The 23123-nt window shown below is 73.9% G+C and carries 13 protein-coding genes; 3 read left to right on the top strand and 10 right to left on the bottom strand.

From position 1 onward, the window contains the following. Positions 1-19 precede the first annotated feature (19 nt). The 6 genes from HD597_RS16825 to HD597_RS16850 all read right to left on the bottom strand — a co-directional run bounded on the left by HD597_RS16825 (position 20) and on the right by HD597_RS16850 (position 17865). Positions 20-1720, bottom strand: coding sequence for an ABC transporter ATP-binding protein (locus HD597_RS16825; RefSeq protein ID WP_253743247.1), 1701 nt, complete (start codon positions 1718-1720; stop codon positions 20-22). Beyond that, entirely contained in the window at positions 1707-12782 is an 11076-nt protein-coding gene (locus tag HD597_RS16830) for a non-ribosomal peptide synthetase (RefSeq protein WP_253743249.1), read from the bottom strand. Before HD597_RS16830 ends, HD597_RS16825 begins: the two co-directional genes overlap by 14 nt. A gap of 27 nt (positions 12783-12809) precedes the next feature. After that, positions 12810-14588: an ABC transporter ATP-binding protein gene (locus HD597_RS16835; RefSeq protein WP_253743251.1), complete on the bottom strand. Its 1779-nt coding sequence runs from the start codon at positions 14586-14588 to the stop codon at positions 12810-12812. A gap of 43 nt (positions 14589-14631) precedes the next feature. Next, the gene (locus tag HD597_RS16840; RefSeq protein ID WP_253743253.1) at positions 14632-15630 is read right to left on the bottom strand and encodes an iron-siderophore ABC transporter substrate-binding protein; all 999 of its coding nucleotides are present in this window, start codon (positions 15628-15630) and stop codon (positions 14632-14634) included. 133 nt (positions 15631-15763) lie between these two features. Next, the gene (locus HD597_RS16845; RefSeq protein WP_253759372.1) at positions 15764-16834 is read right to left on the bottom strand and encodes a FecCD family ABC transporter permease; all 1071 of its coding nucleotides are present in this window, start codon (positions 16832-16834) and stop codon (positions 15764-15766) included. After that, positions 16831-17865, bottom strand: a complete 1035-nt coding sequence (locus tag HD597_RS16850; protein ID WP_276082940.1) for a FecCD family ABC transporter permease — start codon at positions 17863-17865, stop codon at positions 16831-16833. The genes HD597_RS16845 and HD597_RS16850 overlap by 4 nt, the downstream gene beginning before the upstream one ends. Before the next feature lie 88 nt (positions 17866-17953). Here HD597_RS16850 and HD597_RS16855 point away from each other — a divergent pair, with 88 nt between their 5' ends. Further along, positions 17954-19096 (top strand): alpha/beta hydrolase-fold protein, encoded by a 1143-nt coding sequence (locus tag HD597_RS16855; protein ID WP_253743256.1) that lies wholly within the window; start codon positions 17954-17956, stop codon positions 19094-19096. Here the strand turns inward: HD597_RS16855 and HD597_RS16860 are convergent. Then, a complete protein-coding gene (locus tag HD597_RS16860; RefSeq protein WP_253743258.1) occupies positions 19087-20034 on the bottom strand; it encodes a methionyl-tRNA formyltransferase in 948 nt (315 codons plus the stop codon). The genes HD597_RS16855 and HD597_RS16860 overlap by 10 nt on opposite strands. A 112-nt stretch (positions 20035-20146) precedes the next feature. On the opposite strand from HD597_RS16860, the gene HD597_RS16865 reads away from it, so the two are divergent. Together HD597_RS16865 and HD597_RS16870 are read left to right on the top strand one after the other, a co-directional pair. Next, positions 20147-21457: a lysine N(6)-hydroxylase/L-ornithine N(5)-oxygenase family protein gene (locus HD597_RS16865; protein WP_253743259.1), complete on the top strand. Its 1311-nt coding sequence runs from the start codon at positions 20147-20149 to the stop codon at positions 21455-21457. A gap of 174 nt (positions 21458-21631) precedes the next feature. Further along, entirely contained in the window at positions 21632-21838 is a 207-nt protein-coding gene (locus HD597_RS16870) for a type 2 periplasmic-binding domain-containing protein (RefSeq protein ID WP_253743261.1), read from the top strand. Positions 21839-21865: 27 nt separating this feature from the next. On the opposite strand, the gene HD597_RS16875 is transcribed toward HD597_RS16870, so the two are convergent. Genes HD597_RS16875 through HD597_RS16885 form a run of 3 tightly spaced genes read right to left on the bottom strand, consistent with a single transcriptional unit; the run spans position 21866 to position 23113 of the window. Beyond that, positions 21866-22201, bottom strand: coding sequence for a DUF6313 family protein (locus tag HD597_RS16875; RefSeq protein WP_253743262.1), 336 nt, complete (start codon positions 22199-22201; stop codon positions 21866-21868). Then, the gene (locus HD597_RS16880) at positions 22198-22632 is read right to left on the bottom strand and encodes a cupin domain-containing protein (RefSeq protein ID WP_253743264.1); all 435 of its coding nucleotides are present in this window, start codon (positions 22630-22632) and stop codon (positions 22198-22200) included. The genes HD597_RS16875 and HD597_RS16880 overlap by 4 nt, the downstream gene beginning before the upstream one ends. 13 nt (positions 22633-22645) lie before the next feature. Continuing rightward, positions 22646-23113 (bottom strand): cupin domain-containing protein, encoded by a 468-nt coding sequence (locus HD597_RS16885; RefSeq protein ID WP_253743266.1) that lies wholly within the window; start codon positions 23111-23113, stop codon positions 22646-22648. Positions 23114-23123: the final 10 nt, after the last annotated feature.

Here is a 23123-nt window from a genome sequence, read left to right on the forward strand (position 1 = left end):
CCACGAGGCGGGCGATGGCTCATCGGGCCACCGCCTGACGGTAGGTCTCATCGGTGGCCAGCAGATGGCGATGGGTGTCCTCGGCGGTGATGACACCGCCGTCCAGGACGAGGACGCGGTCGGCGGCGTCCAGGAGCGCGGGGCTGCTGGTGATCACGATCAGGGTGCGGCCCCGCCGCAGCTCCGCGAGGTTGCGCGCGATGAGCTGCTCGGTGACCGCGTCGACCGCCGTCGTCGGATCGTGCAGGACCAGGATGCCGGGGTCGGCGGCCAGCGCGCGGGCCAGGGACAGGCGCTGGCGCTGGCCGCCCGAGAGGTTCGCGCCGCGGTCGCGCACGCCGTGGTCGAGCCCGTCCCGGTGCAGGGCGACGACGTCGGTCAGCATGGACGCCTCGACGGCCTCCGCGACCAGGTGGCCGGAGCCCGCCGGGTCGATGTTCGTGCGCAGGGTGCCCGCGAAGATCTCCGCGTCGTACGGGTTCACCAGCAGGTGCTCCCGGACCGCCTCGGCCGACAGGTCCTCCAGCTCCCGCCCGCCGACCCGCACCACGCCCTCGTACGCGCCGGGCGGCACGTTCACGGCCAGGACCGAGGCGAGATCGGCCGCCTCCCGCGCCGAGTAGGCGGCGATCGCCGCGAACTCGCCCGCGGGCACGTGGAACTTCAGCTCCCGCAGGGACCCGTACCGGACGCTGTCCACCTCCAGGTCCCCGTCCGGGGACGGGCTGCGCGTCCCCGGGGTCATCACCGGGGGAGCGGCCAGCACCAGCGCCATCCGCTCCGCCGACGCGCGCGCGATCATCACGTACTTCGGCATCTCGGAGAACAGCTTGAGCGGCTCGATGATGAACTGTGCCAGCCCCACGGCCATGACGAGCTGCCCGATGGAGATCCGGCCGTCCAGCGCCAGCCACCCCGCCGCCAGCGTCACCGCGGCGGCGAGGATCGCGTTCAGCGCCAGCGCGGCCCCGGCGTACGCGCCGTTCACGCGGGCGACGGTGACCGCCTGGTCCCTGGCCTCCGTGCTCACCGTCCGGTACGACAGGAACGCCGCGTGGTTGCCGCCGAAGCCGTGCAGCGGGCGCAGGCCGCTGATCAGGTCGGCGACCTTCGCCCCCGCCCGCGCCACCCGCGCCTGCTGCTCGCGGGTGCCCTCGCCGATCCGCCTGGACAGCACGCTCAGGATGGTCAGGATCGCGACGGTGCCGACGATCACCAGCAGGCCCAGCCAGACGCTCGCGATGCCCAGCGCGACCGCCGTGATCAGCACCGCGACCAGCGAGCTGATCAGCAGCGGCACCACCTCGATGATGTCTGCGGTCTGGTCGGCGTCCTCCGTGGCGATGGTCAGCACCTCGCCGGACTTGAGATCCGTGTCCCTGGCCACCGGCTGCAGCCCGCAGTCGGCGACCTGCACCCGCCAGCGGTGCGCCTCGGTCGTGTTGGCCTTCTGCAGGATGCGCATCCCGAACCGCCACGACAGCGACACCGTCGTGACGATCACGGCCAGCGCCGCGATCGACCAGCCGAGCGAGCCGAGGCTGCGCTCCTGCAGCGCGTGCTCGACGATCAGGCCGAGCGCGATGGGGAAGGCCGTCTCGCCCGCCTGGTACAGGCCCATGAGCAGGGTGCCGCCGGCCATGGCGCCGGCGTTGCGCCGCAGCGCGGTCCGGAGGATGGCCGGGCCCGTGAAGGGCCCGCGCCGGTCAGGAGCGCTCATCGAGGTGCCTGGCGATCGCTTCGGGGGTACGCAGGGCGAACAGGTCACGAATGGTGACCACCGGGCCGTACTCGCGGCGCAGCAGCCCGATCAGCCGTACCGCCAGCATGGAGTGCCCCCCGAGGGACACGAAGTCGCTCACCGCGCTCACCTCGTCGTCATCCAGGTCCAGCGCCTCGGCGAAGAACTCGCACACCGCGCTCTCGGTCTCGGTCGCCGGGCCCCGCTCGGCCGACGTGGTCAGCGCGCCCAGCGGCTTGGCCTCCGGCAGCGCCTTGGTGTCGGCCTTGCCGTTCACGGTCAGCGGGATGGCCTCCACCTGAGCGTAGTGGGTGGGACGCAGGTACTCCGGCAGCCCGGCGCCCGCCTCGGCGGCGACCGCCGCCAGGTCGCCGCCGTCCAGCACCAGGTACGCCGCCAGCCGGTACGCGCCGTCCACCTGCGGATCGGACTGGGCGACCGCGGCGACGAACCGCACCGCCGGATGCGCCGCGAACGCCGCCTCCACCTCGCCCAGCTCGACCCGGTGGCCCCGGATCTTGACCTGCTGGTCGGTGCGGCCCAGGTACGTCAGGTTCCCGTCCGGGCGCCGCAGCACGAGGTCCCCGGTGCGGTACATCCGCTCGCCCGGCTCGCCGAACGGGCACGCGACGAACCGGTGCGCGGTCTGGCCCGGCTGCCCGAGATAGCCGCGGGCGATGCCGATCCCGGACACGTACAGCTCGCCCGGCACGCCGTCCGGCACCGGCCGCAACCACGGGTCCAGCACGTACACGTCGGTGTTGTCGATGGCCACGCCCACCACCGGGTCCTGGCACTCGAACGTGCCGACGCCGAGGGTGTTGATGGTGTACTCGGTGGGACCGTACAGGTTGTAGCCGACCGTGCCCTCGGTCCCGGCGAGCCGCCGCCACAACGCCGGGGTGACCGCCTCACCGCCCAGCAGCACCAGCGGGGGCCGTCGTGCCGGGTCGTCGAGCAGGCCCTCGGCCACCAGTTGCTGGGCGTAGGTGGGGGTCACGTTGATGACGTCGATCCCGTGCTCCAGGCAGTACTCGACCAGCCGGGGCGCGTCGCGCCGCAGCTCCTCGTCACAGATGTGCACCTCGTGGCCGTCCGCGAGCCACAGCAGCTCCTCCCATGACATGTCGAACGCGAACGACACCGTGTGCGCGATCCGGAAGACCCGGTGGCCGTGCTCGGCCAGCACCGGCTCGAAGATCCGGCGCTGGTGGTTGATCAGCATGTTCGTGAGCCCGGCGTACTCGGTCACCACCCCCTTGGGCTTCCCGGTCGAGCCGGAGGTGTAGATCGTGTACGCGGGGTGCCGCAGGCGGCCGGGGTCGCCGGGCGCGAACGTCACGAACGGCTCGGCCGCGGGCAGCGGACGGTCCAGCTCGATCAGGTTCTCCCGGGGCACGCTCCCGGCCAGCCGGGGGGAGACGGAGCTCACGGTGAGGAGCACGTCCGGGCGGGCGTCCGCGACGATCGCGGCGATCCGCTCGTCCGGGTGGTCCAGCTCCAGCGGCACGTACGCCGCGCCGGTCCGCAGCACGGCGAACAGCGCCACGATCGAGTCGAGCGAGCGCGGGATCGCCAGGCCCACGGTCGTCTCCGGGCCGAGGCCGCGCCCGGCGAGCACGCCCGCCACCGCGCGGCTGCGCGCCTGGAGCTGCGCGAACGTCATGCTGCGGCCGTGGGCGACGAGCGCGACCCGGTCCGGATCGCGGTCGGCCGCCTGGTCGAACCGGTCGACCACGGTGTCTGTGCCGATGTCGGTGCGCCCGGCCGGCACGGGCTCGGGCCCGGGACCCGGCAGCGCGCCCACCGGGCCGGTCCACCGGGCCAGGTCGCCGAGCACGCGCAGGTAGTCGTCCAGGAGCCGGCGGGCGCGCCCGGTGTCGCGGTCGCGGTACTCCAGCTTGACCGTGAGCTGCTCACCGGGTGTGACGACCCAGGTGAACGGGTAGTGCGTGGAGTCGTCGGCCCGCACCGCGGTGATGCCGTGCCTGGCGTTCAGCTCGGCGAACGCGTCCAGGTCCAGGAAGTTCTGGAGCACGAACAGGTTGTCGAAGAGGGTGTCGTGGCCGCTGCCGCGCTGGATCTCGCCGAGCCCCAGGTGCTCGTGGTCCATGGCCGCCACCCTGGCCGCCTGCACGGACGACAGGTACTCCCGCACCGTGCCGGCCGGTCGGGGCCGGGTCCACATGGGCACGGTGTTGAGCAGCACGCCGACGATGCCGGACAGTCCCTCACCCTCCCGGCCGGACACGGTCACGCCGAACACGGCGTCGCCGCGGCCGGTGTGCGCGCCGAGCATCAGGCCGAAGGCGCCGGTCAGCACCGAGTTCAGCGTGACCCCGTGCGCCTTGGCCGCCTCTCTCAGCAGCCGCGACTGCCCGGCCGGCAGCGTGCGCACGAGCGCGAGCGGCAGTTCGTCCGGCAGCGACGGCGACGGGCCGGCGAGCAGCGTCGGGCCCGGAAGGCCGGCCAGGTGCTCCGCCCAGAAGCGCTCCGACGCGGAGACGTCCCTGGCGGCCAGCGCCCTGGCGTGGTCCTCGAAGCTCGGCGTGGCCGGGGACGGGTCGAGCGGCCGTCCGGCGACGACGGCCGCGTAGGCGTCGAACAGGTCCCGCAGCACGATCTCGCGCGACCAGCCGTCCCACAGCAGCAGGTGGTAGCTGAGCAGCAGGCCGTCGTGCCCGCCGGGCAGGCGCACCACGGTCAGCCGGATCAGCGGCGGCTCACCGGGGTCGAAGCCGGTGTCGCGGTCGCGCGCCCGCAGCGCCTCGGCCTCCGCCTCGGTGGACGCCGTGACCGTGCGGACCTCGACCCGGCGGCCCGCCGCGAGCACCTGCACCGGGTTGCCCTCCGCGTCGGTGCCGAAGCCCGCGCCCACGACCGGGTGCCGGGCGATCACGTACGCCATCGCCTCGGCCAGCGCGCCGGCGTCCAGCCGCCGGTCGAAGGTGAAGTAGCTCTGGGCGACGTAGTGTCCCGCCGGGCCCGTGAGCTGGGCCTGGAAGTACAGGCCGCGTTGCAGCGGGGTCACCGGCGCCGTGCGTTCCGCCGTCGCGCCGGCGTCGGCGATGCGCTCCAGCGCGCGCCGCCAGTGCTCGGTGAGCTCGCCGGGCACGCCCTCGGCCAGGGTGAAGGCCGCGCGCAGGCTGCCGGTGGCAGGGTCGAGCCAGGCGTTGACCTCGACGGCGTACGGGCCGGCCTGGTCGCCGCCGGTGATCGGGAGCGCCTGGGACTCGGTGGCCGGGCCGAGGTAGTTGAACAGCACCTGCGGGCGCGCGCCCAGCAGCGGGGCGGTCTGCGGGTCGAGATACCTGAGCTGGCCGTAGGTCAGGTGCCCGCGCTCGTCCCGCTGGCGTTCCGCGACCTCGCGCGCCGCCGCCACGGGGTCGGTGTGCGCCGTGAGCCGCACGGGCGCGATGGCGGTGAACCAGCCGACCGTACGGGTGTAGTCGTGGTGTTCGAGCAGCGGGACCCGGCCGTGCCGTTCCAGCTCGACGGCGAGGTCGGCGGGCGCCTGCTGGACGTGGGTCAGCGCGGCCCGCAGGGCGCCGCACAGCAGCTCGGTGAGGCCGAGGCCGAGCGCGGCGGGCGCGGTGCGCGTCAGGCTCGCGGTCACCTCGGGGGCGATCTCCACCGTGACCTCGCGCAGGTTCCCGATCGCGGGCAGCAGCGGGGGTGCTTCGAGCGTCTCCAGCCAGTGGCCGAGGTCGCCGATCGCCTGGGCGGAGCGGGCCGCCAGCGTGCCGGCGTACTCGGCGTAGGACGTGGTGGGCGGTGGCAGGGCCGCTCCTCGCATGGCGGTGGCCAGGTCGTCCAGCAGGATCAGCCAGGAAACCGCGTCGACGGCGAGGTGGTGCGCGGTGACCACCAGGGTCCGGCTCGCCTCCAGCCAGGTGAACGCGATCACCTCACCCGCCTCGGGGTCGAGCCGCCCGGCGGCCTCGTTCGCGGCGGCCGCCGCCTCCGCCGTGGCCGCCGCGCGGGTGACGGTCACCGGACGGGCCGGTTCGGTACGCAGCGCCCACACCCCGTGCTCGGCGCGCAGCCTCAGGCGGAGGGCCGGGTGCGCGGCCACGACGGCGTTCGCGGCGCGCTCGGCGTCGGCGAATCCGGTGCCCTCCGGTGCCGCCAGCGTCCTGGCCTGGGCGAACCTGGCGAGGGAGCCGCCGAGCTCCCGCCGGCGCAGGATGATCGGCGTCGGCGTGAGCGGGCCGTCCTCGTGGCGGGCGGGCGCGGGGGCCGTGGCCGGGGGTGTGCGCGTGCCCAGGTGCGCGGCCAGGGCGCGTGGCGTCCTGTGCAGGAACACCTCGCGCGGGGAGACGGGCAGGCCGAGCGCCCTGGCCCGGTTGACGACGGTGATGGCGACGATGCTGTCGCCCCCGGCGCGGAAGAAGTCGGTGTCGGCGTCCACGTCGCTGCCGGGCAGCGCGTCGGCGAAGATCTCGACCAGCGCGGCGAGCGCCGGCCCGTCCGCGCGCCCGGGCTGCTCGGTGAGCGCCGCCGTCCGGTCCGCGCGCCCGGCCTGCTCGGTGAGCGCCGCCGGTTCGTGCGCGAGCGCCGGATCTTCGGCGTCGAGCCGGGCCGCGCGCCGCGCCAGGGCCTGGCGGTCCAGCTTGCCGTTGACCGTCAGCGGCAGCGCGTCCACCGGCAGCACCCGCCCGGGCACCATGTACGCGGGCAGCTTCGCCGCCAGCAGCCGGGTGAGGTCGGCGGGCACGCGGCCCACGACGTGCGCGACCAGATGGTCACCGCTGCCCGCCACGGTGACGGCCGCGTCCACCACGCCGTCCAGCTCCCTGATCGCGCCCTCCACCTCGCCCGGCTCGACGCGGAACCCCTTGAGCTGCACCTGGTCGTCGGCGCGGCCGGCGAAGACCAGCTCGCCGCCGAGCGTCCGGCGGGCCAGGTCGCCCGTGTGGTACATGCGGGAGCCGTCACCCGCGAACGGGTCCGCCACGAACCGGCTCGCGGTGAGCCCCTGCCTGCCCAGGTAGCCGAGCGACACCTGGTCGCCGGCGACGTAGATGGCGCCCACCCGCCCCGGCGGCACGGGCCGGAGCCGGTCGTCGAGCAGGTAGGTGACCAGGCCGGGGATGGGGCCGCCGATCGGGGCGGCGTCGTCCCGGGCCGCGAAGTCCTCGGCCGTGAGCACCCGGTGGGTGACGTGGACGGTGGTCTCGGTGATGCCGTACATGTTGACCAGCTCGGGAGAGCCGGTGCCGTACCGCTCGACCCAGCCGCGCAGCCGCCCGAGGTCCAGGGCCTCGCCGCCGAAGACGATCCGGCGCAGCGAGGCCGGCGGCTCGGCGGCGTGCCGGTCGGCCTCGATGAACCGGTAGAACGCCGACGGGGTCTGGTTGAGCACGGTGACGCCGCGTTCGCGTACCAGGCGGTGGAAGTCGACGGGGGAGCGGGTCAGGCCGTACTCGGGAACCAGCAGCTCGCCGCCGTGCGCGAGCGCGCCCCACAGCTCCCACACGGCGAAGTCGAAGGAGTAGGAGTGGAACTGCACCCACACGTCGTCCGGGCCGAAGCCCATGGCGGGCCGGGTGCTGGTGAGCAGCGCGACCACGCTGGAGTGCGGGACGACGACGCCCTTGGGCCTGCCGGTCGATCCGGAGGTGTAGATCACGTACGCCGGGTCGTGCGGGCCGGGCCGCGGCCCGGCGGGGACGGCGTCCGGGGGTGGCTCGTCTCCCTGGACGAGCACGCGGGCCGGCACGCCCGCCCTGGCCAGCAGGTCCGTGAGACGGTCCCGGTGTTCCCTGTCCACGAGCACGACCCGCGGGGCGGCGTCTTCGAGGACGTACCGCAGGCGTTCGTCCGGGTAGGCCAGGTCCAGCGGCACGTACGCGCCGCCCGCGGTGACGGTCGCGACCAGGGCGACGACCTGCTCGGCCGAGCGGGGCACGGCGACCGCGACCCGTTCGCCGGGCCCGGCGCCGGCCGCGCGCAGCGCCGCGGCCAGCCGGTCCTTCGCCTGCGCCAGCTCGCCGTAGGTCAGCGACCGGGTGCCGCCGTCGAGCGCGCACTGGGTGACGGCGGTGGCGTCGGGGTCGCGGCTCGCGGCGGCGTCGAACAACTCGCCCAGGGTCGCCGCGACGGCCGGCGCGTCCGCCCGGTCGCCGGCGGCCGTCACGCGGCCGGCGATCGCACCTGCCCGGTCGCCATCGGCCGTCGCCCGGCCGGCGATCGCGTCCGGCCGGGCTGCGGAGGCCAGGTCGTCCACGAGGTCGTCCGGCCGCGTGAGAAGCCCGGTGAGGGCCCGGGTGAACGCGGCCAGGACGGCCCGGGCGCCCCGCTCCCGCAGCAGCTCGCGGTCGTAGATCAGGTTGAAGCGCGCCCGGCCGTCCGGCGCGCGCTCCACCACCAGCGTCAGCGGGTAGTGCGGAGCACCCTCGTTCACGACCCCGGTGATGGCCAGGTCGTGGCCGGGCCGGCGCAGGCTCTCCACGTCGGTCGCGACGTCGAACACCACCAGCGTGTCGAACAGCGGCCCGCCGCCGGCCTGCCGGCCGATCCCGGCCAGCGACACGTGCTGGTGCGGCAGCACCGCGCTCTGGTGCTCGCGCACGGCGGACAGCAGCTCGTGCGAGGTGGTGGCGCCGCCCCACCGGGCCCGCACCGGGATCGTGTTGATGAACAATCCCACCATGTCCTCGATGCCGGGCACCGGCGCGTCGCGTCCGGACACCGTGGAGCCGAAGACCACGTCCTGGCTGTGCAGCATGCCGCCCAGCGTCACCGCCCAGGCACCGTGCACGGCGACGCTCAGCGGCACGCCCGCCGCCCGGGCGGCGCCGTCGAGGTCGAGGCCGTCACCCGGCTCCGCGGCGGTGTCGGCGAACCGGCCGGACGGGGTGTGACCCTCGGCGACCAGCGAGGGGCCGGGCAGCCCGGCGAGCTGGTCGCGCCACACCCGGTCGCTCACGTCGTCGTCCCGCCCGGCGAGCCACCGCACGTAGGCGGGGAAGCCGCCCAGCGCGTGCACGCTGCCCGGCGCGTGGTACTCCGCCAGCAGCGCGCGCAGCATGGCCGGCACCGACCAGCCGTCGGCGATGAGGTGGTGCACGGTCTGCACCAGGACGTCGCGGCCCGAGCCCGCGCGGATGAGCGTGTAGCGCATCAGCGGCCCCGCTGCCAGGTCGAACCCGGCGCGGCGGTCACGCTCGGCGTGCTCGCGGATCTCCTCGCCGGTCATGCCGGGGCGCTCCAGCGTGGTGAACGGCGCGATCAGGCCGCTCTCCAGCACCGAGACCACCCGGCCGTCGGCGAGCGCCACGAACCGCGCGGCCAGGTTCGGGTAGAGCGTGAGCAGCCGGGTGGCCGCCGCGGCGAGCCGGTCGGCGTCCACCTCGCCCTCCAGCGTCAGCACCTGCTGCTCGACGTAGCTGCCCGCCGAGTCGTCGTCGAAGACCGAGTGGAAGTACAGGCCCTCCTGCAGCGGGGTCAGCGGCAGGATGTCGTGCAGCGCCGGGCCGTCCAGGGCGTCGACGTCGGCCTGCGTCAGCGACAGCGGGCGGAAGTCGCTGGGGGAGTGGCCGCCCCGTTCGAGCGCGGCCAGGCCCTCCAGGGCCGCCAGGAAGTAACCGCCGATCGTCGCGACGTCCTCGCCGGTGAACACGCCGTCCGGCCAGGAGATGGCGGTGGCCAGCTCGTACTCGCCGGTGGGGCCGGGCTCGGCGATCGCGTTGAACTCCAGGGCGCGCGGCAGCCGCATCCCCGGGTCCCGGCGCTCGCCCAGCTGTCCCGTGGCGCCGGCGAGCTGCCAGTCGCCGGGCCCGCCCGCGTCGAAGCGGCCCAGGTAGTTGAACAGCACCTGCGGGGCGGGCGCGTCGAAGGCGTGGCCGGCCAGGTAGCGCAGGACGCCGTAGGGCAGACCGTTGCCCGGCACCCGGGCGAGGTCCTCCTTGACCGCCTTGAGCGCGGCCGACAGGTACTCGGGCGCGGTGAGGTCCGCCGCGGCGCCGGGGTCCACGACCACCGGGAACAGCGTGGTGAACCAGCCGACGGTCCGCGACAGCTCCGGCTCGAACCCGGCCGCGTCCGCGACGAGCCGCCCCTCCCGGCCGTGGCCTTCCAGCTCGATGTGCGCGAACGTCTGGTCCTGCCCCAGATCGCGGCGCCACCGGGCGAGGGCGACGGCGAGCGCGGTGAGCAGCACGTCGTTGACGCGGGCGTGGAACCTCGCGGGGAGCTCGCCCAGCACCGCGGCGGTGACCTCGGGGCTCGCCGTGACGACCCGGACCCTCTCGGACGCGACGGTGTCGGCCGCCGACAGCGGGCGCCTGCCCACCGGCCCGTCCGCTCCCGGAAGGGGCCGCAGGAAGTACTCCGGGTCCGCGCCGGACGCCGCCCGCTCCAGCACCTGCGTCCAGCGCCGGAACGACGTGCCCACCGGGGGCAGCTCGATCGGCGTGCCCGCGGCGAGCTGCCGCCACGCCGTGGCCAGGTCCTCCATCAGGATCCGCCAGGACACGCCGTCGATCACCACGTGATGGGCGACCAGGACCAGTTGCCGGGCCTCCCGCCGCCAGACGGCGCGCAACATGACGCCCCCGTCGGGGTCCAGCCCTCCGGCGGCGAGCGCGACGCACTCGTCGATGGGCCGGTCGCTCTCCTGCCACCCGGCCACCGCCTGGCCGGCCGCCGGGACCTCGAAGCCCCAGCGGTCGCCGCGCACCAGCCTGGCCCGCAACATGTCGTGCCGCGCGAGCAGGGCGGCGAGCATCTCGTCGAGGGCGCCGGCGGTCAGGCCCGCCGGGGTGTTCAGGACCGCCGACTGCACGAAGCCGTCGATGGCGCCGGTGGTCCGCCCGAGCCACCGCACGATGGGCGAGCCCGTGACGGGGCCGGTCGCGACGTCCCCGGTGTCGGCGGGGGAGGCCGCCTCACGCCTGGCCACCGCCGCCAGCGCCCCCACGGTGCCGCCGGCGAAGATCTCCGTCGCGGTGACGTGCAGCCCCGCCTCGCGCAGCGCGCTCAGCAGCGAGATCGCCAGGATGCTGTCGCCGCCGAGCTTGAAGAAGTTCTGGTCCACGCCGACCTCGTCCAGCCCCAGCACCGACGCGACCGCCGCGCACACCACCCGCTCGTTCTCGGTGGCGGGCGGCGTGAGCGGGCCCGCGCCGATCTCGGGCTCGGGCAGCGCGCGCCGGTCCAGCTTGCCGTTCTCGGTGAGCGGGAACTCCTTCAGCACGACGACGTGCGCGGGCACCATGTGCTCGACCATGTTCGTGGCGGCCCACGCCGTGACCTCCTCCGGCCGCAGGCCCTCGCTGCCGGCCGCCGGGATCACGTATCCCACGAGGTAGGTGCCGCCCGCGGCGTTCTTCCTCGCCACGACGCAGGTGTGCCGGACGCCGGGGTGCTCGGCGAGGCCGGCCTCGACGTCCTCCAGCTCCAGCCGCATGCCGCGGATCTTGATCTGGTTGTCGGCCCGGCCGAGGAAGTCCAGCGACCCGTCCGGGGCGAACCGTGCGAGGTCGCCGGTCCGGTACAGGCGGGACCCGTCCGCGGCGAACGGGTTGGCCACGAACCGGGACGCCGTCAGGCCGGGCGCGCCGACGTACCCGCGGCCCAGGAGGAACCCGCCCACGTACAGCTCGCCGCCGACGCCGACGGGGACCGGGCGCAGCTCCTCGTCCAGGACGTACAGCTCGGTGTTGGGGTTGGCCTTGCCGATCGAGGTGGACAGGCGCTCCGCCTCGCCCCGGTAGATGACGTGCGAGACGCCGATCGTCGTCTCGGCGGGGCCGTAGCCGTGGTAGAGCGGGATGCCGAGGCGGGTGCGGAAGCGCTCGTACAGCTCGGGGGTCAGCACCTCGCCGCCGCACCACACGTGCCGCAGGCTGTCCAGCCGCCCGGAGTCACCCGCCATCTCCAGCAGCACGTCCAGCATGGACGAGACCAGGTACGTGAAGGTGACGCGCTGCCCGGCGATCACGCTGAGCAGGTGGTGCGGGTCGCGTTCGCCGCCGGGCCGCAGCACCACCAGCCTGCCGCCGCGCACCAGCGGCAGGAAGATCTCGTTGATGGAGATGTCGAACGACAGCGGCGCCTTGAACAGCGAGGCGTCCTCGGGGCCGAAGCGCAGGATCTCGCCCGCCTGCCACAGCAGCCGCTCGCTGATCGCCTCGTGCCGGATCATGGCGCCCTTGGGCCGCCCGGTCGAACCCGAGGTGAAGATCACGTACGCCAGGGCGGGGCCGGGGATGCCGAGCTCGGGATCCCGGGCGGGGCAGGAGCCGAACCCCCAGTCGTCCAGATCGACGGCCACGCCCTCAGGCTCCCCCTCGCGGGAGTGGCCGAGCTGCAGCACGAGCCCGGCGTCGGCGATGACGACCGCCCGGCGCGCGGCGGGCCAGCGCGGGTCGAGCGGCACGAAAGCGCCGCCGGCCATGAGCACGCCCAGCAGCCCGATGACCATGTCGGCGGAACGCTCCAGCGAGATGCCGACGACCTGCTCGGCCTTCAGCCCGCGCTCGATCAGGTGGTGGGCGAGCTGGCCGGACAGCGCGGCGACCTCGCGATAGGTCAGTGACCGGCGCTCGTCGACGATGGCGACGGCGTCCGGCCTGGCCCGCGCCTGCTCGCGGAAGAGCTCCACGACGGTCGGGCGGTCCCGGTCGGCCCTGGTGTCGTTCCACCCGGCCAGGGCCCGCAGCCGCTCCGCCACGCCGGACGGGCCGATGGTCCCCACGGGCCGGTCGGGGAAGTCGGCCAGATCGTCCAGCGCGAGCTGCGCGTCGGCCACCGCGACGCCGTCGGGGACGGTGATGCCGTCGCCGGTGACCTCCCAGCCGGCGGGCGCGCGCCCGCCGTTGCCGGCCCAGCCGAGCACGTCGGTGAAGAGCGTGCCGGGGGCGAGGTCGAGGCCGTCCGGGCCGCGGCCCGTCGCCCAGTACGCCAGCCCGATCGCGCACGCCTCGGCGAGAGTCCTGTCGGGATGTTCACCGGTCCGCCGGCGCAGGCCGGCCAGCCGAGCGGAAGAAAGCGAAACAACACGAGCGCTTGGTTCCAACATCGAAGACTCAGCCATCCCTTTCGGTAACCTCCTCTTGACCACCTAGCCGGCCTCTCGCCAGGCCCGCCACAAGCGCGCGTACCGGCCGTCCAGGGCCACCAGCTCCTCGTGGGTGCCCTGCTCCACGACCCGGCCCGCGTCCAGCACGGCGATGCGGTCCGCCGCCATCGCCTGGGTCAGCCGGTGCGCCACGAACAGCGCGGTACGCCCCCGGCACGCCGCCAGCACGGCCCGCTCCAGCTCGGCGGCGCCCTGGCTGCCCGCCTCCGCGGTGGATTCGTCCAGCACCACCACCGGCGACCGGCCCAGGATCAGCCGGGCCAGCGCGAGCTGGGCGACCTTGCCGCCGTCCAGGCGCTCGCCGCCCTCGCCCACCACGGTGCTCAGCCCGTCGGGCAGCGCCGCCACCCACGCGCCGGCGCCGACCGTGTCCAGAGCGTCCATGAGCTCGGCGTCCGTCGCCTCGGGCGCGGCCAGCCGCAGGTCGTCGGCGAGCTTGCCGGAGAACACGTGCGTCTCCTGCGTCAGGATGCTGACCAGGACCCGCGCCCCCGCCTCGTCCAGCCCGGCCAGGTCCGCCGGGCCGATGCGCACCGACCCGGCCTGCGGGACGCCGATGCCCGCGACCAGCGCGGCGAGCGTCGACTTGCCCGCGCCCGTCGCCCCCACCAGGGCGAGCGAGCCGCCCGCCGGGATCTCCAGGTCCACCTCATGCAGGACCGGCCGCTCGGACTCGGGGTAGGCGAACGTCAGCCCCCGCACCGTCACCGGGTACGGCCCGGCACCCGCCGGCGCGACGGCCGCGCCGCCCACCAGCCGCTCCTCCGCCGGCTCGCCCAGCACCCCGACCAGCCGGGTCAGGCTCGCGCCCGACTTCTGCGCCTCGTCGAAGGTGAACATGATGGCGCCGAGGGGGTTGAACAGCCGGTGGAACAGCAGCGGCGCCACCGAGGCCTCGCCGAGGGTGACGGCGCCGGCCTCCAGCAGCACGTACCCGGTCACGATGATCAGGACCAGCCCGATGAACTCGGCGCGGTTCTCCCGGCCGACGAACCGGCCGAAGAAGCGGAACACCTCGACGCCCAGATCGCGCACCCGCCACGACTCGCGGGCGACCCGCTCGCGGAAGACGCCCTCCAGCCGGTACGCCCGGACGGTGTCGATCCCGTTCAGGCCGCTGATCAGCGCCTGCGCGCGGTCGGCCTGGGCCTCGCGCTGCGCCCGGTAGAGCGGCGCGGACCTGGGCAGGTACCAGCGCAGGGCCAGCGCGTACGCGGGCAGCGCCCCGGCCCCCGCCAGCCCCAGCCGCCAGTCCAGCCCGAACATGCCGACCGTGGCGATGGCGACCAGCACCCCCGCCGAGAACACGGTGGGAACGGCCTGCCGGATGCCCTTGGACACCACGGCCACGTCGTCGCCGACCCTGGACAGCACGTCACCGTGGCCGACCTGCTCGATCCGGGCGCTCGGCATGCCCAGCACGGCCCGCACGGCGCCCTCCCGCAGCCGCGCGAGCAGCTCCGCGCCCAGCCGCCCGATCAGGTACGCCGACGCCGCGGTGGCCGCCGCGCCGAGCAGCGCGGAGGCGACCAGCAGCACCCCGACCGTGACCAGGATCCCGTGCGGCTCGCCCGCGACCACCCCGTCGACCACCCGGCCGAGCAGCAGTACGGGCACCACCTGGAGCGCCGCCCCCGCCACCGTGGTGGCGGCGGTGGCGGCCGTCAGCCAGGGCGCCTCACGGCAGGCCGCGGCCACCCATCGGGCGGCCTCGCGTCCGGTGGCCGTGCGCAGGGCGGCGCGAACCTCGGCGCCGCTCACCTCCGGGCCGTGGCGGGCCGGGGACGGGGCTCGTGCACCGGCGTCATCCCTGGCCGGCCGACTTGACGAGCTCGTCGATCGCGTACGGCAGCGACAGCAGGGTGCTCTGCGAGATGGCCGCGCCGACGGCGGGACCCTCGCTGTCGAGCAGGTACGACACCTTGCCGCTCTTGACGGCGGGCAGGTTGGCGAACAGCTCGAACTTCTTCAGCGCCGCCTGGTCGGCCTGGTCCGCGATGACGAAGATGCGATCGACGTCGATGAGGTCGATACGTTCTGGGGAAAGCACGGTGTAGAAGCTACCGCCCGCGATCTTGTCGATCTCCGTCTGCCCCTTGAACCCGATGCCCGTCACCAGGCGCCCGCGCACGTCGGTGGTGGTGAAGGGCGCGACCGAGTTCTTGAACCAGGACAGCGCGACGGCGGTCTGATCGGCGAACTCGGGATGCGCGGCGCGGGCCGCGTCGAGCTTGGCCTGGATGTCCTGGACCATCTTCGCGCCCTCGTCCGCCTTGCCGAGCGCCTTGGCGATGTGCACCGCGTTGTCCTGCCACGGCGCGCTGAACGGCTCCTGCTCGGTCCTGGTGCGGCCCACCGTCGGGGCGATCCTGGTGAGCCGGTCGTAGGCGGCCTGGTCGATCTCGGAGTAGACCGCGACGATCAGGTCGGGCCGCAGCGCGGCGATCTTCTCGTAGTTGGGGCCGGAGTCCCCGTTGGTCATGACGACCTCGGGGCGGGTCTCGCCCCACCGGTCCTTCACCCAGGGCCACTGGGTGTTGATGTCGGGCGTCCTGCCCGGCGGGTTCGGGTACTGGTCGACCATGCCGACCGGCTTGATGCCGAACGCCAGGACGGCCTGGTCGTCGGTGTAGCCGACGGAGACGACCCGCTGCGGGGCCTGGGCGATCCGGGTGGAGCCGAACGCGTGCTCCACGGTGACCGGGAACGCGCCGCCGGTGGTGGGGGCCGCGCTGCCGGCCTCCGGCTGTGGCGCCGGGCCGGAGCCGCAGGCCGCGACGAGGATCGCGGCGGACAGTGCCATCGCTGCCACCGCTGAGCGCCGTAGGGCCGTCGGGGTCGTTCCGTGTGAAGGCATCGGGGTCCCTTGCTGTCCGCTGCGGTCTCGACTGCCAGGGAAACCGTAACACGCCGATATTAGGTAAGGCTAACCTTGCTTAGCGGTCTCTTCTGAGGTTCGCCCGCACCAGCAGGTAGACGAGGAAGGGACCGCCGACGGCGGCGGTGACCACGCCTACGGGGAGGCCGGCCGGCAGCGCCGTACGGGCCACCAGGTCGGCGCCGGTCAGCAGCAGCGCGCCCGCCAGCCCGGAGGCCAGGAGCGGCGGTGTCGCGTGCCGCGCCAGGCGCATCGCCACCTGCGGCGCCACCAGCGCGACGAACGGGACGGGGCCCGCCGCGCTCACCGCCACGCCGGCCAGCAGCACCGCGCACAGCAGCAGGACCGCCCGCACCATCGAGTACCGCACGCCCAGGCTCGCCGCGACCTGGTCGCCGAAGTGCATCGGCCCGAGGTGGAAGGAGAGATGCACGATCACGGCCAGGAGGGCGAGCGTGCACCACAGCGCCACCAGGACCTCGCCCCGCGACCGTTCCTCCAGCGAGCCGATCAGCCATGCCTGGGCCTTGGCCACGTCTCGGATGTCCGCCGTGACCAGCAGCCAGGTGGTGATCGCCTCCATCACGGCGCTCACCGAGATGCCGATGAGGATGAGCCGCAGGCCCTCGATCCCGCGCCGCCAGGCCATGAGGTACACCAGCAGCCCGGTGCCGAGGCCGCCCGCGAGCGCCGCCGCGGACAGGCCCACGGTGCCGTTGACCGCCGCGGCGGCCCCGCCCGACACCGTCACCAGGAACACCGAGACCGCGCTCGCGCCCCCGGTGATCCCCAGCACGTCGGGGCTGGCCAGCGGGTTGCGCGCGATGGACTGCGTGATCGCCCCCGACAGGCCCAGTGCGACGCCGACGACGAGCCCCGCCAGGGCCCGCGGCATCCGCAGGTCCATGATGACGAACTCGTCGACCCGCTCGCCCCGCCCGAAGATCGTGGCGATCACCTGGGGCAGGCCGATGGGGAAGTCCCCGACGCCGATGGACAGGCAGAACACCAGGAACGTCGCGCCCGCCAGCAGCAGTGTGACGGCCAGCAGCCAGGGCCGCCACACCAGCGACGCCCGGCCGAGCCGCACGCCCGGCGCCACCGTGCGCCTGACCGCCGTCTCCTTCATGTCCTCCTGAACTTCCCGCGCCACACCAGCGCCGCGAAGAACGGGGCGCCCGCCAGCGCGACCACCACGCCTGCCTGCAACTCGCCCGGCCGCGTCACCACGCGCCCCACGATGTCGCAGGCCAGCAGGACGACGGCGCCGAGCAGGCCCGCGTACGGCACCAGCCAGCGATAGTCCGGCCCCGTGAGGTAGCGCGCCACGTGGGCCACCATGAGCCCGAGGAAGGCGATGGGCCCGCAGGCCGCCGTCGCCGCGCCCGCCAGCACCGTGATGGCCACGATGCCGGCGGTCCTGCTCAGCCTGGTGTTCACGCCCAGCCCCCTGGCCACGTCGTCGCCGAGGTTGAGCAGGTTGACGGCCGGCAGGGTGGTCAGCGCCAGCACCAGCCCGGCCGCGATGAACGCCGTCACCGGCCAGATGACCTCGAAGCCGACGCCGGCCACGGAGCCGGCGTTCCAGAAGCGCAGCGCGTTGAGCGACGCCTGGTCCGACAGCGCGATCGCCGTGGTCATCGCCGCCAGGAACACCGTGATCCCCTGGCCGGTCAGCGCGAGCGTCAGTGGGCTGCCGGCTCCCCTGCCGAGGCTCGCCAGCCCGAACACGACGACCCCGGCGGCCGCCGCCCCGAGGAAGGCGAACCAGACGTACTGGAACGGGTTGGAGATCCCGAACAGCAGGATCACCGTCACCACGGCGAACGAGGCGCCGGAGTTCACCCCGAGCAGCCCCGTGTCGGCGATCGGGTTGCGCGTGAACCCCTGGATCAGCGCCCCGCCGACCCCCAGCGCGGCGCCTGCCACGATCGCGAGCACGGTCCTGGGCACCCGCACGGTCCGCAGGATGAGCGTGATCTCGCTGAGCCGCTGGTCGGCGACCGGTGTCCCGAACAGCCCGTACCAGACCTCGCCGGGGCTCAACGCGCGCGCGCCGACGGCCAGCGACGCGGCTCCCACGAGCGCGAGGACCACCACCAGCGTGACCGCTCCCGCCGCGCGCCGCCGGTGCGCCCGCGCTGCCCCGGAAGTTCCCATACGACGTTCGCCACCGCCGTCTCGATCAATTGATTTAGGTAAAGCTATCCTTAGTCGCTGGCCGACGGTAGGGACGGACGGGGCTGCGATGGACGACACCTTCGCCAGGTTCGGGTTACCCGGTGAGCCGGGCACCGAGGAGTTCTGGGCGGCAGTGGCGACGGCGACCGTGCCGGCGATTGCGCCGGCGACCGTGCCCGACGGCGCGGGCGGCTGGACGGCGCTGTTCCTGTGGCGCGGGTCCCCGGCGAGCGTCGGCTTCGAGAGCTGGTCGGAGCCGGTGCCCCTGCGCCGCTGGGGTGACACCGACTGCTGGTACGCCGAGGTCGCCATGCCCGCGCGGCTGCGGGTGACCTACCAGCTCCGCACCGCCGAAGGGGAGTGCGCCGACCCGTTCAACCCCGTGGGCGCCGGCGGCGACCGGTCGATCGCCGCCACCCCCGACGCCCCGGCCCAGCCGCACTGGCCCGCTGTCGGCCCCGACGGCGTCCTGCCGCTGCCGAGCACCCGCCTGCGCTGGACCAGCGAGCGGCTCGGCGGGCGGCGCACGGTGCGCGTGCATCCGGCGGGCGGCGGCGGGCCGGTGGTCCTGCTGCTCGACGGGGACGACTGGTTGTACCTGCACCCGGCCATGACCGCGTTCGACTCGGCCGTCGCCCAGGGCGACCTGCCTCCCGTCACGCTCGTCTTCGTGCCCGCCAGGGACAGGGAGGCCGAGCTCGCCTGCAGGCCGGAGCTGTGGGAGGCGATCAGGGACGAGCTGCTGCCGCTGGTGGCGGAGAGCGGCGTGCCCGCCGACCCGGGCCGGACGGTGGTGGCCGGGCAGAGCCTCGGCGGGCTGAGCGCGCTGTACGCGGCCCTGGAGTTCCCCGGGCTGATGTCCGGCCTCGCCTGCCAGTCGGGGTCGTTCTGGTGGGCGCCCGGGGCCCGGGGCCTGCCCGACCCGATGGGCGGGCCGGTCGGCGGCGCCGTCGCCGCGCGCCTGAGGGAGCACGCCGGCCTGTCCGGGCTGCGGGTCGCGTTCGACGTGGGGGAGCACGAGAGGCGGATGTTGCCGCACTGCGAGCTGGTCGAGACCCTGACCGAGCGGGCCGGCGCCACGGTGCGGGTCTCGCGCTCGGCCTCGGGCCACGACCGGGCGGGCTGGCGGCACGCCCTGCTGCGGGACGTCTCCTGGGTGCTCGCGGATGGTGGTGGCCCGGCAGGCGGGCCACCACACGCTCACGGGTGACGGGTGAGGTAGCCGCCCATGGTGCGCAACACCTCGGTGGCGGGCAGGTCCCTGCCGTCCTCCGTGCGCACGCGTTCGATCACCAGCCCGTGGCTGCGGCCCCGGCGGGCCTCGGCGCCCGCGACGATCACCACGCCGTCACCCTCCCGGATGAAGACCCGGCCGGGCGTGCCGCCGTAGATCCCCTGCGACACCGAGGCCTTGAGCACGCGCACGCGCTCGCCCTTGTAGTGCGTGAAGGCGTTGGGATACGGGTCGGACTGGGCGCGGACCAGCCGCTCGATGTCCTCGGCGGGCCAGCTCCAGTCGATGTTGCTGTCCTCGACCGACCGCTTGTGGAAGAAGCTGGCCTTCGACCTGTCCTGCGGCGTCCAGGCGGTGCGGCCGGAGTCGATGAGGTCGAGCGCCTCGGTGACGATCGGCGCGATCAGGTCGACCGTGCGGTGGAAGAGGTCGGTGGCGGTGTCGGCGGGCCCGACGGGCACGGCCCGCTGCACGACGATGTCGCCGGCGTCCAGCTCGTCGTTCATCATGTGCGCGGTGACGCCGACCTCCGGCTCGCCGTTGATCAGCGCCCAGATCAGCGGGGAGAAGCCGGCGTAGGCGGGCAGCAGCGAGTCGTGCACGTTGAGGGTGCCGTGGCGGGGGAGGGCGAAGATCTCCGGCGGGATCCAGGTGCGCCAGTTGTTGGCGACGATGAGGTCGGGCTCGGCCTCCTTGAGCCGGACCATCAGCTCCTCGTCGTCGGGCCGGTTGCGCAGCAGCACCGGGACACCGTGTGCCTCGGCCAGCTCGGCCACCGAGTCGCTCCAGATCCTCTCGTAGGCGTGCTCGCTCTTCGGGTGGGTCACCACCAGGACGACTTCGTGCGCGGAATCCAGCAGTGCCTGGAGCGTGCGATGACCCCAGGTCTGGTAGCCGAACATCACGACCCGCATGGGGCCTCCTTGTCGAGGGGATCGGATTAAGTTAGGCTCGCCTTAATTAGGCCAGGCTAACCTAATTTGTGCCACGACTCCACCCCAGTTACGCACCGGCGGAAAGGCCTCCATGTCCTCAGCGGAGCAGCACGTGCACGACCTCGTAGGCATCGGCTTCGGACCCTCCAACCTCGCCCTGGCGATAGCGCTGCGGGAACGCCAGGCGCGCATGGGCGACGTGCTCGACGCCGTGTTCCTCGAGAAGCAGCCCGCCTTCGGCTGGCACCGGGGCATGTTGCTGGAAGGCACGACCATGCAGGTGTCCTTTCTGAAGGACCTGGTCACCATGCGCAACCCGACCAGCGAATTCAGCTTTCTCTGCTATCTCCAGGACAAGGGCCGGCTGCCCGACTTCATCAATCACAAGACGATGTTCCCGTCCCGGATGGAGTTTCACGACTATCTGGAATGGGCGGCCGCCGGCTTCTCCGAGCAGGTGGAATACGGCTGCGAGGTCGTCGCGGTGACCCCCGTCGAGACGGGCGGGACGATCGAGCTCCTCGACGTGGTCGTCCGGCAGGCCGACGGCACGCTGGTCACCCGCCGCGCCCGCAACCTGGTCCTGGCCGCCGGCCTCGAACCGGTCCTGCCGGACGGCCTGGTCACCGACGAGCGGGTCTGGCACAGCGAGGAACTGCTCGGCAAGCTGCCAGGGCTGCGCGACCCGCGCAGGTTCGTGGTCGTCGGGGCGGGGCAGAGCGCGGCCGAGGTGACCGAGCACCTGCACGGCGCCTTCCCCGAGGCCGAGGTGTGCGCCGTCTTCACCAAGTACGGCTACACCCCCGCCGACGACAGCTCCTTCGCCAACCGCATCTTCGACCCCGTGGCGGTCGACCACTTCTACACCGCTCCCGACGAGGTCAAGTCACGGCTGCGCGCCTACCACGCCACCACCAACTACTCCGTGGTGGACCTGGACCTCATCGACGAGCTGTACCGCCGCCACTACCAGGAGAAGGTGCAGGGCAAGGAGCGGCTGCGCATCCACAACGCCTCACGGCTGGCCGGCGTCGAGCGGGACGAGAGCGGGCTGCGCGTCACGGTGGAGTTCCTGCCCACCGGCCAGCGCACCCTGCTGGAGACCGACGTCATCGTCTACGCGACCGGCTACCGGCCGGCCGACCCGCTCACCCTGCTCGGCGAGGCCGGACGGCTCTGCGAGCGGCTCCCCGGCGGCGGCGTGCGGCTGGACCGCGACTACCGGGTCGTCACCTCCCAGGCGATGCGCTGCGGCATCTACGTCCAGGGCGCCAGCGAGCACACCCACGGCCTCACCTCGACCCTGCTGTCCAACACCGCGATCCGGGTGGGTGAGATCGCCGAGTCGGTGGCCGATCGGCTGCGGAGCGGCAGCCTGAGCTCCTACGCGCTGTCGCGCTGAGGCCCTGCCCCGCGCCGGCGCGCCGGACCGGGCCGGGCGCGCGGTGAGACGCTGCGCTTCTTCCCCCGGCACTTCGCGCCGCTCTACCACGACGAGGTCCTCGCGGCGCTGGGGAGCACGGGCGAGGAGTTCGAGATCTGGGAGAACCCGCTGCCCTGCCTGCGCAACCTGGACGTGAGCCTCAGCGACAGCGGGTTCATGCTGCTGCCGCGCTCGCTGGGCAGCCAGTTGCCGGGCGGCATCGCGTTCCTGCCCGTCCTCGACGAGCTGCCGCCGATCGAGCTGCGGCTGTCCTGGGAGCGGGCCGCGCCGCCCCCGGTGACGGCGCTCGTCAGGACGGCGCGGCGGCTCGCCAGGCGGGAGGGCTGGCTCGCCGCCTGACGCCGCGGCCCGGGACGATGCGACCTGTCAGCGTGGTTTCTTGCACAGCCACAGATAGCCCACCACGGCGCCGATCAGGGCCGGGATGATCGCCCAGCCCACCACGGAGAGCGCCCACGCCAGGATCGAGTGCTTGGCGCTGGACGGAGAACGGAAGCCCATGAGGATCTCGTAGGCCTCCACCCAGCCGATCAGCAGCCCGGTCGCCACGAAGAGCACGACGACCCCGATGATCAGCCACTTCGCCTCGCGCCAGAGCCACCTGGCCAGATTGGCCAGGCCGCCGAACCCCGCCGCCCAGCGCCGGCGAAGCGGCCGCCCAGGGCTACCGGGAGCCGGTGAGGACGGCGAAGGCCGTGTCATGGGCGGGGCGCCCGGCGGTCCCGGCGCGCTTCGAGCTCCTCCGCGCTCACCGGGATCAGCATCGGCTGCCCGGCCACCCCGAACATCGTGACGACGAACTCGGTCACGGCGTCCGGGAGGTTGTTGGCGTCCTGGTAGTGGATGAGGTCGCCGCCCGGCTCCCAGAACGTCTCCCCGGCCCTGACGACCCGTTCCGGCTCGCCCTCCAGCTCGAAGAGCATCTCGCCGCTGATCATGTACCCGAACGCGGGGCCGGTGTGGCGGTGCGGCGGGTTGCCCGCGCTGCCCGGCGGCAGGGTGACCCGGATCGTCATCGCCTCGGCGTTGTCGGGCATCGGCGGCGGCGACGGCACCGACGAGATGAGCTCGATCTTCGGCGGCGGCGTGGTCGCGTCGGGGTTGTCCAGGTGGTGCAGATGTTCGTCGCTCATGGGTTCCTCACCGCTACCTCGGCCGATCGTCGACCTTGATCTCGGCTCCTGTGTCCGAGATGAAAATGACCAGGAGTTTCGCCGGTTTCGACGTGCTGGTGTTCTCCGTGAGCACGTGGTGGGCGCCCGGCGGCTCGACCCAGCTCTCGCCCTGGCGGTAGGTGCGCACCGGCTCGCCGCTGATCTGGCTGCGCAGCGTGCCCTCCAGGACGTAGGCGTAGACGAAGGCGTTGCCGTGCCGGTGCGGGACCGCGCGTGCGGCGGGCGGGAAGTCGGCGATCGCCGAGGTGAACGTCTTGCCCTTGACGTTCGGCAGCGCCTTCTCCAGCAGGGGCGTGAGCGTCTCGGCCGGTGGCTGCGTGGTCACGGCGGCGATCGGCGCCCGGCCGGTCGGCTGCTCCGCCACGGAGGCGGCGCACGCGCCCGCCGAAGCCGCCAGGCCGTACACCAGGAGGCTCCGGGCGAACCGTACTCGGATCATGACGGCTCTC

This window comes from Nonomuraea thailandensis (genome assembly GCF_024172165.1).
In the GTDB taxonomy this organism is placed as follows: Bacteria; Actinomycetota; Actinomycetes; order Streptosporangiales; family Streptosporangiaceae; genus Nonomuraea; species Nonomuraea thailandensis.